The organism is Aquabacterium sp., assembly GCF_044226965.1.
Classification (GTDB): Bacteria; Pseudomonadota; Gammaproteobacteria; order Burkholderiales; family Burkholderiaceae_C; genus Pseudaquabacterium.
This window is the reverse complement of sequence record NZ_JBGAGA010000008.1, coordinates 99,670-112,075: the sequence shown is the minus strand read 5'-3', so window position 1 is coordinate 112,075 and position 12,406 is coordinate 99,670. Positions and strand designations below refer to the sequence as shown.

Here is a 12,406-nt window from a genome sequence, read left to right as displayed (position 1 = left end):
ACCAGGAAACACCCGATGCGCCGCTGGCTCGTTGCCCTTGTGCTCGCCTTCTTGCCGCTGTGGGCCGCGGCCCAGGCCGAAGTGCGTTTCGCGATCGTCAAGACCGCCTCGTTGCGCGTGAAGCAGGGGCTGGTGTTCTCCGGCGGCAGCTTCTCCGAAGACGTGGCCTCGCACTTCTCGGCCTTCCTCGTCGAGCATGGCGACGACCGCTTCCTGTTCGACGCCGGCCTGGGCCGCCAGGTCGCGCAGCAGTACGCGCAGGACATGCCGCGCTGGAACCGGCCGTTCTTCCGCTACGAAGACCCGGTGCATCCGGCGGCCGAGCAGTTGCAGGCCGCCGGCATCGGCCCGATCCGGCGCATCGTGCTCAGCCATGCCCACTGGGACCATGCCAGCGGGCTGGAGGACTTTCCCGGCGCCGAGGTCTGGCTGGCCGGCGAAGAGCTGGACTTCGTGCGGCATCCGGCATCGAAGGTCGGCAGCGCCTGGCCCTCGCAGGTGGTCGGCAAGCCGGTGCGCTGGCAGGCCATCGCCTTCGAGCCGGTGGCCTTCGAAGGCTTCGAGCGCAGCCTCGACCTCTACCGCGACGGCAGCGCGGTGCTGGTGCCGATGTTCGGCCACACGCCCGGCTCGGTGGGGCTGTTCCTGCGCACCAGCACGGGCCGGCGCTTCTTCTTCGTCGGCGACGTGGTGTGGAACGCCGGCGCGCTGGCCGAGGGGCGGCCCAAGTTCTGGGCCGGCCGCTGGCTGGTGGACCATGACCCGGCGCCGACGCTGGCGGCCATCGAGAAGATCCGCGCCGCGATGGCGCGCGACCCGGCGCTGGTGGTGGTGCCGGCGCACGATGGCGGCGTGCAGGACCGGCTGGGCCTGTTTCCCCAGTGGGTGAGGTAGGAGAAAGCCCTCCTTACAATCCCGGGATGCCGATATCCCCTGTTCCCGAGCTGGTGGCCGAACTGGCCGCCGGCCGCATGGTGATCCTGGTCGACGAGGAAGACCGCGAGAACGAAGGCGATCTCGTGCTCGCCGCGGACCATGTGACCCCCGAAGCCATCAACTTCATGGCCAAGTACGGCCGTGGCCTGATCTGCCTGACCCTCACCCGCGAACGCTGCGAACGCCTGCAGCTGCCGCCGATGGCCGCACGCAACGGCACCGTGCACGGCACCGCGTTCACCGTGTCGATCGAGGCGGCCAGCGGTGTCACCACCGGCATCTCTGCCGCCGACCGCGCGCGCACCGTGCAGGCCGCGGTGGCCCGCGACGCCAAGGCCAGCGACCTGGTGCAGCCCGGCCACATCTTCCCGCTGCAGGCGCAGGAAGGCGGCGTGCTGATGCGCGCCGGCCATACCGAGGCGGGTTGCGACCTCGCGCACATGGCCGGGCTGACCCCGGCCGCGGTGATCTGCGAGATCATGAACGACGACGGCACGATGGCGCGGCTGCCGGACCTGCAGGTGTTCGCGCGCGAGCATGGCCTGAAGATCGGCACCATCGCCGACCTGATCGCGTTCCGCAGCCACAACGAGACGCTGATCGAGCGCGTCGGCGAACGCGAGCTCAGCACGCCGCAGGGCCGCTTCCGTTGCACCGCCTACCGCGACCGCTCCGGCAACCTGCACCTGGCGCTGCGCCAGGGCGACTGGTCCGCGGGCGACGAGGTGACCGTGCGCGTGCACGAGCCCTTCACGGCGCTGGACCTGCTCGACGTCGGCGCCGGCGGCCACAGCTGGCCGCTGCCCGATGCGCTGGCCGCGATCCAGCAGTCGCCGCGCGGCCTGGCCATCCTGCTGAACTGCAGCCATGACGTGAACACCCTGCTGCCGCAGCTGCAGGGCGGCCGCGCCGACCCCGCCGCCCGCAACACGCAGATGGACCTGCGCACCTACGGCGTGGGCGCGCAGATCCTGCGCGACCATGGCGTCACCCGCATGAAGCTGCTCGGCAGCCCGCGCCGCATGCCGAGCATGGTGGGCTACGGCCTCGAGGTGACCGGCTTCGTCGCGGCCAGCCGCTGACCCTTCCCTTCCGAAAGACACCCCATGCAACACGCCAACCAAGGGTCGGCCGGCAACCTCGATGGCGAAGGCCTGGCCATCGGCATCGTGCAGGCCCGGTTCAACGCCGACATCACCGACAAGCTGGCCGAGTCCTGCCTGGCCGAACTGGCCGCGCTGGGCGTGTCCGACAAGCACATCACGCACGTCACGGTGCCCGGCGCGCTGGAGATCCCGGTGGTGCTGAAGGCCATGGCCGAGAGCGACGACTACGACGCGCTGATCGCGCTGGGCTGCATCATCCGCGGCGAGACCTACCACTTCGAGCTGGTGGCCAACGAAAGCGGTGCCGGCGTCAGCCGTGTCGCGCTCGACCACCAGTTGCCGATCGCCAATGCGATCCTCACGGTCGACACGCTGGCGCAGGCCGAGGCCCGCTCGGTCGACAAGGGCCGCGACGCCGCGCGTGTCGCGGTCGAGATGGCCAACCTGCTGGACGAACTGACGTGAACGACGCCGCGAAACCTGCCAAGCCCGCCGGCCCCAAGCCCGGCGGCAAGCCCGCGGCCAAGGGCGGCCCGCGACCGAAATCGGCGCGCCGCCGCTCGCGCGAGATTGCGTTGCAAGGCCTGTACGAATGGCTGATCGGCGGCGCGGACGCCGGCGTGATCGATGCCCACATGCGCGAGCAGGAAGACTTCGACAAGGCCGACCGCGTGCACTACGACGCGCTGCTGCACGGCTGCATCGCCGAGGCCGCCGACCTCGATGCGGTGCTCGGCCGCCATGTCGATCGCAAGACCACCGAGCTGTCGCCGGTGGAACACGCGGTGCTGCTGATCGGCGCCTACGAGCTGAAGCACTGCCTCGACATCCCGTACAAGGTGGCGATCAACGAAGCGGTGGAACTGGCCAAGAGCTTTGGCGGTACCGACGGCCACAAGTACGTCAACGGCGTGCTCGACAAGACCGCCGGCGACCTGCGACCGGTCGAAGTGGCGGCCAAGAGAGCCTCATGAAGCTGGCCAGGAGGCTCGACCACATCGAGCCGTTCTATGTGATGGAGTGCGCCAAGGCGGCGGTCGAGATCGCCGCCAGCCCGGCCTGCGACCCGCGCCAGGGCGGCGAGCGCATGATCTTCCTGAACATCGGCGAGCCGGACTTCACCGCGCCGCCGCTGGTGCAGGAAGCGGCCGAGCGCGCCATCCGCGACGGCCGCTCACAATACACGTCAGCCACCGGCCTGCCGGCGCTGCGCGAGCGGCTGTCGCAGTGGTACGCCGATCGCTTCGGGCTGGACATTCCGGCGCGGCGCATCGTCGTCACCGCCGGCGCGTCGGCCGCGCTGCAGCTGGCCTGCCTGGCGCTGTTCGAGGCCGGCGACGAAGTGCTGATGCCCGACCCCAGCTACCCCTGCAACCGGCATTTCGTCGCGGCCGCCGAGGCGGTGGCGCGCCTGCTGCCGGCGACGGCCGAGCACCGCTTCCAGCTCGATGCCGAGGCCGTGGCCCGCGCCTGGAGCCCGGCCACGCGCGGCGTGCTGCTGGCATCGCCGTCGAATCCCACGGGCACCTCGATCCACCCGGACGAGATGCGCCGCATCGACGCGGTGGTGCGCGGCCATGACGGCGTGACGGTGATCGACGAGATCTACCTGGGACTGAGCTACGACGACACCTTCGGCCACAGCGCGCTGGGTCTCGGCGAGCACATCGTCTCGGTCAACAGCTTCTCGAAGTACTTCAACATGACCGGCTGGCGCCTGGGCTGGCTGGTGCTGCCCGAAGCGCTGGTGGCGCCGGTCGAGCGGCTGGCGCAGAACCTGTTCATCTGCGCCTCCACCATCGCGCAGCATGCGGCGCTGGCCTGCTTCGAGCCCGCGTCGATCGCCGAGTACGAGCGCCGCCGCGCCGAGTTCCGCCGCCGCCGCGACATGGTGGTGCCGGCGCTCAACGAACTCGGCCTCACGGTGCCGGTGATGCCCGACGGCGCCTTCTACGCCTACGCCGACTGCAGCCGCTTCAGCCCCAACAGCTGGGACTTCGCGTTCGAGCTGATGCACAGCGCGCATGTCGCGCTGACACCCGGCCGCGATTTCGGCCGCCATGATCCGGCGCGCTGGCTGCGCCTGTCCTTCGCCAGCAGCATGGACCAGCTGGAGGAAGCGCTGCAGCGCCTGCGCCGCGAGTTGCATCGCCGCGCGTGACATTTGCCCGACGGGCAGCGGCAAAGCCGTGACAAGCCGTAAACGATCGGCATTCCCCCACGCATTTCGAATCACGAAAACGGTGCAGCGCCCCTAAGCTGCGCAGCTGTGAGCACCCCCCCTCCGTCCAAATCCGGCGATCCGCAGCAGGGCTTTGCGCCGACGCAGTTCGAGCCGCACCCGGCCGACGTGCCGGCAGAAGAGTGGCCGGCCTTCAGCGACGAAAGCGCGCCGGTCCCGCTGGACCTCTTCCCCGAACCGAACCAGGCCGAGCCGACCATCGGCCATGTCGGACGCTACGCGCTGAAGCGCCGCCTCGGCGAAGGCGGGCTCGGCCGCGTGTACACGGCCTGGGACCCGATCCTGTCGCGCAACCTGGCGATCAAGACGGTGCAGCTCTCGAACGCCAACACCGACCGCGAGCTGCTCAACGCGATGATCCTGAACGAGGCGCGCGCGGTCGCGGGCCTCAACCATCCGCACATCGTCACGGTGTTCGATGCCGGCCTGTCCGAGCGCGGCGTCTACATCGCGATGGAACAGCTGCCGGGCCGCGACCTGCGCGAGATGCTGGCCGAAGGCTGGCGCCCCGATGCGCAGCGCGTGGCCAAGCTGGTGCGCCGCGTCGCCGATGCGCTGACCTATGCGCATGGCATGGGCGTGATCCACTGCGACATCAAGCCGGCCAACATCTTCATGGTCGACCACCGCAAGCCCAAGGTGCTGGATTTCGGCATCGCGCGCATCGCCCACCGGCCGGGCCTGCCGGCGCTGGAAGGGCTGATCACCGGTTCGCCGCACTACCTGGCGCCCGAGCAGTTGCGCGGCGGCCCCGTCGACGAGCGCAGCGACGTCTACGCGCTGGGCGTCGTGATGTACGAGTTGCTCACCGGCCGCAAGGCCTTCAGTGGCACCTCGCTGACCGGCATCACCGACGCGGTGCTGGAAGGCAACGCCGTGCCGCCGCATGCGCTGGTGCCGGGGCTGCCGGCCGAGCTGTCGCAGATCGCGATCCGCGCGATGGCGCGCGATCCGGCCGAGCGCTTCCAGACCGCACGCGAGCTGTCGCAGGCCATCCGCCGCTGGCAGGCCACGTCCGCGGCGCAGGCCGCGCAGGCCGCCCACGTGCCGGCCCCGGCGGTGGCCGACGACCCGCCCAGCACGGTGCCCTCGGCCGTCACCGGCACGCACCGGCGCAGCCCGGCGGTGGCCGCCGCCACCGCGGCACGGCGCGAGCGCGACCGCAGCGCGCGGCGCAAGCGACGTGTCGGCATGGTCGCCTCACTGGCGCTGCTGTTGCTGGCCGTCAGTGCCTGGTGGCTGTGGCCGGGGGCCGAGCCCGCCGCCAAGCGGACCGGCCAGCACCTCGAGGCGACAGCGCCGTCCTTGCCCGGTTGAGGACGCAGGCGCCGCAGGCGCTCGCGTATCATCGCCCGGCCGATGTCCGCACCCGCCCTGCCCACTGCCGAACAGCCGTTCCGCCACGCCCTGCGGGTGTACTGGGAAGACACCGACGCCGGTGGCGTGGTGTTCTATGCGAACTACCTGAAATTCTTCGAGCGCGCACGCACCGAATGGCTGCGCTCGCTGGGCGTACAGCAGCAGGCGCTGCGCGAAGAGACCGGCGCGATCTTCATCGTCACCGACACGGCGCTGCGCTTTCGCCAGCCGGCGCGGCTGGACGACGAACTGAGCGTCACCGTGGCGGTGGATGACTGGCGCCCCGCTTCGATGCGCCTCTCGCAGCAGGCCTGGCGCGCCGACACGCTGCTGTGCGAAGGCGAGATCCGCATCGGCTGCGTCGACGCGGTGAACTTTCGGCCGCGCCGCATCCCCAACGTCATTTCGGGCTTGTTCGCATGAACCAGGATCTGTCGATCGTCAACCTCGTGCTGCATGCCAGCCTGGTGGTGCAGCTGGTGATTGCCGGGCTGATGCTCACCTCGCTGTCGAGCTGGACCGTGATCTTCGCGAAGATCTTCGGCCTGCGCGGCGTGCGCCGCCACAACGACGACTTCGAGCGCGAGTTCTGGTCCGGCAAGAACCTGACCGAGCTGTACAACGCCGCCGGCACCAAGCCGCGCACCGCGGCGATGGAGCGGCTGTTCGCCAGCGGCATGCGCGAGTTCATGAAGCTGCGCGAGCGCCGGCTCGAAGCCCAGTCGCAGCTCGACGGCGCCCGCCGCGCGATGCGCGCCAGCCTGCAGCGCGAGCTCGACATGATCGAGGGCAACGTCGGCTTCCTCGCCTCGGTGGCCTCGGTCAGCCCCTACGTCGGGCTGTTCGGTACCGTGTGGGGGATCATGCATGCGTTCGTCGGCCTGTCGAACATGCAGCAGGTGACGCTGGCCACCGTGGCCCCCGGCATCGCCGAAGCGCTGGTGGCCACCGCGATCGGCCTGTTCGCCGCCATTCCGGCGGTGGTGGCCTACAACCGCTTCGCGCGCGACATCGACCGCATCGCGGTGCAGCTCGAGACCTTCATCGAGGAGTTCTCTAACATCCTGCAGCGCAACGTCGGCGCACCGGTCACGGTGCAGCACCACTGAGCAGCGGAGCAAGCCGATGGCCGCTGTCGTATCCCGGGGTCGCCGCCGCCGCGCGATGGGCGAGATCAACATGGTGCCCTTCATCGACGTGATGCTGGTGCTGCTGATCATCTTCATGGTCAGTGCGCCGCTCATCACCACCGGAATGGTCGAGCTGCCCAGCGTGGGCAAGGCGGCGCAGAAGCCGGAGAAGGTGATCGAGATCGTCGTCGGCACCGATGAACGCTTCAAGCTGCGCGTCAACGGGGGCGATCCGCAGCCGGTGAACTTCAACCAGCTGGCCGCGCGCGTCAAGCAGCTGCAGGACGGCAACGCACAGGTGCCGGTGGTGATCTCGGCCGACAAGGCGGTGAAGTACGAGCAGGTCGTGAAGGCGATGGACACCTTGCAGCGCAACGGCGTGCAGCGCGTCGGCCTGGCCGTGCGCCAGGGCGGCTAGCGCGGCAGACGATGTCGACGCTGGCGCTCGACCCCAGCCCCTCCCAGGCGCAGTGGCAGCCGCCCCGCCCGGGCGGGATGGGCATCGGTGCGCTGCTGGCGCTGATCGCCCATGCGCTGCTGGTCGGCGCCCTGGCCGTCGGGGTGGCCTGGCGCACCAAGCCCAGCGAGGTGGTGATGAGCGCCGAGCTCTGGAGTGCGGTGCCCGAGGTGGCCGCACCGGCGCCGGTCGCGCCCCCGCCGCACCCCAAGCCACGCGTGGTGGAGCCGCCCCGCCCCGACCCGAACGTGGAACGCCAGCAGCAGCAACAGCGCGACGCGCAGATCGCGCTGGAGAAGGCCGAAAAGAAGAAGAAGCTCGAGATGGAGCAGCAGGAGAAGCTCAAGGAAGAGAAGCTGAAGGAAGAGCGGCTCAAGGAAGAGAAGCTGAAGGAGGAGAAGCGCAAGAAGGACCTGGCGGCCAAGCAGAAGGCCGAGGAAGAGCGACTGGCCAAGCAGCGCGAGGAGAACCTGGCCCGCATCCGCGGCCTGGCCGGGGCCTCGGGGCCGGCCACGTCCACTGGCCAGTCCCTGCGCGATGCCGCGCCTTCCGCGAGTTATGCCGGCCGCATCCTGGCCCGCATCAAGCCCAACATCGTGCTGACGGGCGACGTGCCCGACAGCGCCGAGACCACCGTCGAGGTCAAGTGCGCGCCCGACGGCAGGATCACCGGCCGGCGCATCGTGCGCTCGACCGGCCATGCGCTCTACGAGGAGGCCGTGCTGCGCGCGATCGACAAGGCCGAGGTGCTGCCCAAGGACGTCGACGGCCGCGTGCCGGCCACGATGACGCTGGTGTTCAAGCGCAAGGAGTGATCCTCGCGCTCCTCCCGCTCATGGCGCTCATGGCGCCCCGGGCGGGCGTCCAGCGGCCCCGCGGCAGCGGGCGCCTGCTGCCACTGCCAGGCCCAGAAGGCCAGCACCGCGCCCAGCAGCAACGCGGCCAGCCAGCCGCGCGGGCGGCGCACCACATCCGGCCCCGGGCCGGGCAGGCGGCCGGTCAGCATCGGCAAGGCCTGGTTCTGGCGGCGCAGCAGGCTCAGCCCCAGCAACAGGCCCAGGTGCAGCAGCACGCCGGCCAGCATCAGGTTGCCGAAGAACTCGTGCAGTTCCTCCAGCCACTCGCCACCCCAGTCGTCGTACACCGCATAGCCGCTCAGCACCAGTGGCGCGATGGTCAGCAGCAGCAGCGTCGTGGCGACCACCATCGCCAGGTTCTGGCCCTGGCGCCAGTTCGGTGCCGCGCCGCCTGGCAGCAGGCCGCGGACCCAGGCCGGCGCGGCGGCCAGGCGCCGCCACAGGCCGGACCAGCGCAGGCCCTGGGGACCGACCAGGCCGTAGACGATGCGGAAGACCAGCAGGCCCGCCATCGTGTAGCCCAGGGTCACGTGCAGCAGCCGCCAGGGCTCGGACTCGGCGGTGATCCACGCGCCGGTGAAGCTGGCCGCCAGCAGCCAGTGCAGCGCACGGGTGGGCAGGTCCGTCACGCGCCGGCCAAGTTGCGCGGCGCGGCTTGGCAGGGCCCCCCCGGCAGGGAGGGTCTGGGTGGACGAAGGAGTGGCGTTGTTCATGATCGTGGGCTCGGTTCGTGGATCAGTCCGCGTCGCGTCGATAACGCGCATCCAGCGCGGCCGGCCAGCGCAGCTCGTGCTCGCTGAAGCGGCCGCGGGCGGCGCCCGGATGGCAGGCCGCGCAGTTGGCCGCGCTGCGCACCGAAGGGTCACGCCAGACGGCGGGTTCGACCTCGCGGTGCTTGCGCTGGAACCAGGCGGCCTGGGTGATGCGCTGCTGCGGCGGCGGCTCGCGCAGGCGCCGGGCGGTGGCGGCATTGGCCTGCAGCCAGTCGGCCAGCTGCCGGGTGGTGGCTTCGTCCAGCGACGCGTCGCTGCCGAAGTGGCGCGGCAGGCCCGCCATCAGGCCCTGCCAGGAAGCCGCGGGCAGCAGCCCCGGCGGGTAGGCCAGGTGGCAGGCACCGCATTCGGCGGCATAGGCCGGCGGCGCCGGTGTCGACGGACTCTGCACATGGTCGCCGGCCTGGGCCGGCGCGAGGCCACTGACCAGCAGCAGCGCCAGCACGGCGCAGAGGCCATGGCGGCCGCGGGTCAGCGGCGGGTGGAGGATCGGGATCATCATCGGGCTCCAGGGCGCGGGGTGTCAGGCTCAGGGCTTGAGGCTCAGCAGGTAGGCCAGCACGTCCGCCTTCTCGGCGGCGCTGCATTCGCGCTGCAGCACGTCGCCGCAGTTGCGACGGAACCACTTGTCGACCTTGGCCGTGCTGGTGAAGGCCTGCGCATTGGCGGCAGGCGCCAAGGGCTCGATGGCCTTGCCGGTGCTGGCATGCTGGCCAGGGACGAGCGGCCGTTCGCCATGGCAGGAAGCGCAGGCCCAGCGACCGCCGTGCTTGTCGGCAAAGAACTGGCGGCCCCGCTCAGGCACGCCCGGCGCGCCGGCCGCGGCCTCGAAGCGGGCCAGCTGCTGCGCCGGGCTGGTGTCGGCCGCCCGGGCGGGCCCGCTGGCCACGAGGGCCATGCCGAGCGCCCCGGCCAGGACCAACGCGCGAGATGCGCACGGGCTGCGAAAGATCAGACGCGGCCGTTTCAGGATGAGTGAAGCTTTCATGCCGGCGATTCTTCGCAACCGCGCTTGAAGCCAGCCTGAAGCCGCCGTTCATCTGCCGTTCATCCCGTGACACCGATCATCTGCCCGATGAGCCCCCTGCCCGCGCCGCCCCGCGCCTGGCCACGTTGCAGACTGCCGCTGCCCCGCCTGCTGCTGGCAGGCCTGCTGCTGGCCAGCGCCGCTGCCTGGGCGGGGCGCCACGCCGACCACGAGCAGGCGCGCGCCGCGCTGCAGGCCGGCGAGGTGCTGCCGCTGCCGGCGCTGCTGGAGAAACTGCAGCGCAGCCACCCGGGGCGCGTGCTGGAGATCGAGCTCGAGCGTGACGACGGCCGCTGGATCTACGAGCTCAAGCTGCTCGAGCCCGGCGGCCGCATCGTCAAGCTCGAGCTCGATGCCCGCAGCGGCGAACTGCTGCGCCAGCGCCGCCGGCCCGGGCCGGCCGATGCCGCCGCATCGCAAGCCCCGCGCGAAGGTCGCTGATGCGCCTGCTGCTGGTCGAGGACGAGCCGACGCTGCGCACATCGCTGCAGGCGGCCCTGCAGGATGCCGGCTACGCGGTGGACGTTGCGGATAACGGCCAGGATGCGCAGCACCTGGGCGAGACCGAGCCCTTCGATGCGGTGGTGCTGGACCTGGGCCTGCCGATGCTGGACGGGCTGACCGTGCTGCAGCGCTGGCGCGCCGCCGGCCGCACGATGCCGGTGCTGATCCTCACCGCGCGCGACCGCTGGCACGAGAAGGTCACCGCCATCGATGCCGGTGCCGACGATTACCTGACCAAGCCCTTCCACACCGAGGAACTGCTGGCCCGCCTGCGCGCGCTGATCCGCCGCGCGCAGGGCGCGGCCTCCCCGCTGCTGCAATGCGGCGCGCTGACGCTGGACACGCGCAGCAGCCGCGTCACCATGGACGGCCGGCCGGTGACGCTGACCTCGCTGGAGTACCGGCTGCTGGCCTACCTGATGCACCGGCCCGGCCGCGTGGTGTCGCGCACCGAGCTCACCGAACACCTCTACGCGCAGGACTTCGACCGCGACTCCAACACCATCGAGGTGTTCATCGCCCGGCTGCGGCGCAAGCTGCCGCCGGACACCATCGAGACCGTGCGCGGCCTGGGCTACCGGCTGGCGGCCACCCCGGCGTGAAGCTGCCGCCCGGTCCCCGGTCGCTGCGCTGGCGCCTGCTCTGGGCCACGCTGTCGGGCGCCGCGCTGACGATGCTGCTGGCCGGCTGGCTGCTGGCCCGCGTCTTCGACGAGCAGGTGCAGCGCCAGTTCACCACGCTGCTGAGCGCGCAGCTCGACCAGGTGCTCGCCCGCGTCGAGCCCGGCAGCGGCGGCGAGCCGACGCTCGACCCGGCGCGGCTGAGCGACCCGCGCTGGCTGCAGCCGTACTCGGGGCTGTACTGGCAGGTCGACGAACGGCGCAACGGCGGCTGGCGGCGCGCAGTGCTACGCTCGCGCTCGCTGTGGGACGCCGAGCTGCTGGCGCCGGCCGACGCGCTGGCCGACGGCGAGCTGCACGTGCATGCGGTGCCCGGGCCGGGCGGCAGCCGGCTGCGGCTGGTGGAGCGGCAGATCCGCGTCGAGGGCAGTGCCGGCTGGCGCGTGATGGTGGCGGCCGATCTGCGCGAGACCGAGGCCGCCGCCGGCCGCTTCCATCGCGTGCTATTCGCCGCGCTGGCGCTGCTGCTGGTGCTGCTGCTGGCCGCCGCCGCGGCGCAGGTCTTGCTGGGCCTGGCACCGCTGCGCACGCTCCAGCAGGCGCTGGCCGCGCTGCGCCAGGGCCGCGCGCCACGCCTGATCGGCCGCTTTCCGTCCGAAGTGCAGCCGCTGGTGGACGACTTCAACAGCGTGCTCGACAGCCAGGCCGGCACCGTGGAACGCGCGCGCACCGCGGCCGGCAACCTGGCCCATGCGCTGAAGACGCCGCTGGCCGCATTGCTGCAGGCCGCCGACGGCGCCGCCCGGCGCCCGGACGCGCTGGCCGAGCTGCCGGCCCAGGTGCAGGACCAGGTGGCGCGCGCCCGGCGGCAGATCGACTGGCACCTGGCGCGCGCCCGCGCCGCGGCAGCGCACGCGCAGCCGGGCCTGCGCACGCCGCTGGCGCCGGTGGTCGACGGGCTGGTGCGTGTGATGTCCCGCGTGCATGCCGAACGCGGACTGCAGTGGCAGGTGGTGCCCATCGACCCGGCGCTGGCCTTTGCCGGCGAAGGCGAGGACCTGCACGAGATGGTCGGCAACCTGCTGGACAACGCCGGCAAGTGGGCGCGGCAGCGGGTGTCGGTCGAGGCTGCACGCCTCGCGGCGGCCGGCGCACCCGTGCTGCGGATACGCATCGACGACGACGGCCCGGGCATCGCCGCCGAGCGCCGCCTGCAGGCCCTGACCCGCGGCGCGCGGCTGGACGAAAGCGTGCCCGGCAGCGGCCTGGGCCTGGCCATCGTGCACGAACTGGCCGGCCTGTACGGCGGACAGCTGACGCTGGGCGACAGTCCCGGCGGCGGGCTGCGCGCAGAGCTGCAGGTGACGGCGGCGCCGTCGCGGGGCTGAGGCCGCT

At 71.6% G+C, this 12,406-nt stretch carries 16 protein-coding genes; 13 read left to right on the top strand and 3 right to left on the bottom strand.

The features are described 5' to 3' along the window. The first annotated feature begins 15 nt into the window (after positions 1 to 15). The 10 genes from ACILR4_RS05865 (at position 16) to ACILR4_RS05820 (ending at position 8,045) form a co-directional block, all read left to right on the top strand. A complete protein-coding gene (locus tag ACILR4_RS05865; protein WP_395699900.1) occupies positions 16 to 894 on the top strand; it encodes an MBL fold metallo-hydrolase in 879 nt (292 codons plus the stop codon). A 26-nt stretch (positions 895 to 920) separates the two neighbouring features. Beyond that, entirely contained in the window at positions 921 to 2,018 is a 1,098-nt protein-coding gene (gene ribBA, locus ACILR4_RS05860; protein WP_395699899.1) for a bifunctional 3,4-dihydroxy-2-butanone-4-phosphate synthase/GTP cyclohydrolase II, read from the top strand. 24 nt (positions 2,019 to 2,042) lie between these two features. Beyond that, on the top strand, positions 2,043 to 2,507 hold the full coding sequence (gene ribH, locus ACILR4_RS05855; RefSeq protein ID WP_395699898.1) for a 6,7-dimethyl-8-ribityllumazine synthase: 465 nt from the start codon (positions 2,043 to 2,045) through the stop codon (positions 2,505 to 2,507). Next, positions 2,504 to 3,016 carry a transcription antitermination factor NusB gene (gene nusB / locus ACILR4_RS05850; protein ID WP_395699897.1) on the top strand — a complete coding sequence of 171 codons (513 nt, stop codon included), beginning with the start codon at positions 2,504 to 2,506 and terminating at the stop codon, positions 3,014 to 3,016. Before ribH ends, nusB begins: the two co-directional genes overlap by 4 nt. Further along, complete coding sequence (locus ACILR4_RS05845; protein ID WP_395699896.1) at positions 3,013 to 4,203, top strand: pyridoxal phosphate-dependent aminotransferase; 1,191 nt, start codon at positions 3,013 to 3,015, stop codon at positions 4,201 to 4,203. Before nusB ends, ACILR4_RS05845 begins: the two co-directional genes overlap by 4 nt. 108 nt (positions 4,204 to 4,311) lie before the next feature. Further along, entirely contained in the window at positions 4,312 to 5,601 is a 1,290-nt protein-coding gene (locus ACILR4_RS05840) for a serine/threonine-protein kinase (protein ID WP_395699895.1), read from the top strand. A gap of 42 nt (positions 5,602 to 5,643) precedes the next feature. Further along, complete coding sequence (ybgC, locus tag ACILR4_RS05835; RefSeq protein WP_395699894.1) at positions 5,644 to 6,066, top strand: tol-pal system-associated acyl-CoA thioesterase; 423 nt, start codon at positions 5,644 to 5,646, stop codon at positions 6,064 to 6,066. Beyond that, complete coding sequence (tolQ, locus tag ACILR4_RS05830) at positions 6,063 to 6,752, top strand: protein TolQ (protein WP_395699893.1); 690 nt, start codon at positions 6,063 to 6,065, stop codon at positions 6,750 to 6,752. The genes ybgC and tolQ overlap by 4 nt, the downstream gene beginning before the upstream one ends. A 16-nt stretch (positions 6,753 to 6,768) precedes the next feature. Continuing rightward, a complete protein-coding gene (locus ACILR4_RS05825; protein ID WP_395699892.1) occupies positions 6,769 to 7,191 on the top strand; it encodes an ExbD/TolR family protein in 423 nt (140 codons plus the stop codon). Positions 7,192 to 7,202: 11 nt separating this feature from the next. Next, positions 7,203 to 8,045, top strand: coding sequence for an energy transducer TonB (locus ACILR4_RS05820; RefSeq protein WP_395699891.1), 843 nt, complete (start codon positions 7,203 to 7,205; stop codon positions 8,043 to 8,045). Here the strand turns inward: ACILR4_RS05820 and ACILR4_RS05815 are convergent. The 3 genes from ACILR4_RS05815 to ACILR4_RS05805 all read right to left on the bottom strand — a co-directional run bounded on the left by ACILR4_RS05815 (position 7,937) and on the right by ACILR4_RS05805 (position 9,758). Next, positions 7,937 to 8,716 carry a cytochrome b/b6 domain-containing protein gene (locus tag ACILR4_RS05815; protein WP_395699890.1) on the bottom strand — a complete coding sequence of 260 codons (780 nt, stop codon included), beginning with the start codon at positions 8,714 to 8,716 and terminating at the stop codon, positions 7,937 to 7,939. The genes ACILR4_RS05820 and ACILR4_RS05815 overlap by 109 nt on opposite strands. 106 nt (positions 8,717 to 8,822) lie before the next feature. Beyond that, positions 8,823 to 9,359, bottom strand: a complete 537-nt coding sequence (locus tag ACILR4_RS05810; protein ID WP_395699889.1) for a diheme cytochrome c — start codon at positions 9,357 to 9,359, stop codon at positions 8,823 to 8,825. Positions 9,360 to 9,389: 30 nt separating this feature from the next. Continuing rightward, complete coding sequence (locus tag ACILR4_RS05805; RefSeq protein WP_395699888.1) at positions 9,390 to 9,758, bottom strand: DUF1924 domain-containing protein; 369 nt, start codon at positions 9,756 to 9,758, stop codon at positions 9,390 to 9,392. A gap of 177 nt (positions 9,759 to 9,935) precedes the next feature. Here ACILR4_RS05805 and ACILR4_RS05800 point away from each other — a divergent pair, with 177 nt between their 5' ends. Genes ACILR4_RS05800 through ACILR4_RS05790 form a run of 3 tightly spaced genes read left to right on the top strand, consistent with a single transcriptional unit; the run spans position 9,936 to position 12,399 of the window. Continuing rightward, positions 9,936 to 10,328 carry a PepSY domain-containing protein gene (locus ACILR4_RS05800; RefSeq protein ID WP_395699887.1) on the top strand — a complete coding sequence of 131 codons (393 nt, stop codon included), beginning with the start codon at positions 9,936 to 9,938 and terminating at the stop codon, positions 10,326 to 10,328. Beyond that, positions 10,328 to 10,993, top strand: a complete 666-nt coding sequence (locus ACILR4_RS05795; RefSeq protein ID WP_395699886.1) for a response regulator — start codon at positions 10,328 to 10,330, stop codon at positions 10,991 to 10,993. Before ACILR4_RS05800 ends, ACILR4_RS05795 begins: the two co-directional genes overlap by 1 nt. Further along, entirely contained in the window at positions 10,990 to 12,399 is a 1,410-nt protein-coding gene (locus ACILR4_RS05790) for an ATP-binding protein (RefSeq protein WP_395699885.1), read from the top strand. The genes ACILR4_RS05795 and ACILR4_RS05790 overlap by 4 nt, the downstream gene beginning before the upstream one ends. The last annotated feature ends 7 nt before the right edge of the window (positions 12,400 to 12,406 follow it).

Bases quoted from the DNA above. Each gene is read 5' to 3' on its own strand.
- ACILR4_RS05845 (WP_395699896.1), top strand. From the start codon at position 3,013: ATGAAGCTGGCCAGGAGGCTCGACCACATCGAGCCGTTCTATGTGATG.
- ACILR4_RS05805 (WP_395699888.1), bottom strand. From the start codon at position 9,758: ATGGCCCTCGTGGCCAGCGGGCCCGCCCGGGCGGCCGACACCAGCCCG.
- ybgC (WP_395699894.1), top strand. From the start codon at position 5,644: ATGTCCGCACCCGCCCTGCCCACTGCCGAACAGCCGTTCCGCCACGCC.
- ACILR4_RS05825 (WP_395699892.1), top strand. From the start codon at position 6,769: ATGGCCGCTGTCGTATCCCGGGGTCGCCGCCGCCGCGCGATGGGCGAG.
- ACILR4_RS05795 (WP_395699886.1), top strand. From the start codon at position 10,328: ATGCGCCTGCTGCTGGTCGAGGACGAGCCGACGCTGCGCACATCGCTG.
- ribH (WP_395699898.1), top strand. From the start codon at position 2,043: ATGCAACACGCCAACCAAGGGTCGGCCGGCAACCTCGATGGCGAAGGC.
- ACILR4_RS05800 (WP_395699887.1), top strand. From the start codon at position 9,936: ATGAGCCCCCTGCCCGCGCCGCCCCGCGCCTGGCCACGTTGCAGACTG.
- ACILR4_RS05810 (WP_395699889.1), bottom strand. From the start codon at position 9,359: ATGATCCCGATCCTCCACCCGCCGCTGACCCGCGGCCGCCATGGCCTC.
- tolQ (WP_395699893.1), top strand. From the start codon at position 6,063: ATGAACCAGGATCTGTCGATCGTCAACCTCGTGCTGCATGCCAGCCTG.
- ACILR4_RS05820 (WP_395699891.1), top strand. From the start codon at position 7,203: ATGTCGACGCTGGCGCTCGACCCCAGCCCCTCCCAGGCGCAGTGGCAG.
- ACILR4_RS05865 (WP_395699900.1), top strand. From the start codon at position 16: ATGCGCCGCTGGCTCGTTGCCCTTGTGCTCGCCTTCTTGCCGCTGTGG.
- ribBA (WP_395699899.1), top strand. From the start codon at position 921: ATGCCGATATCCCCTGTTCCCGAGCTGGTGGCCGAACTGGCCGCCGGC.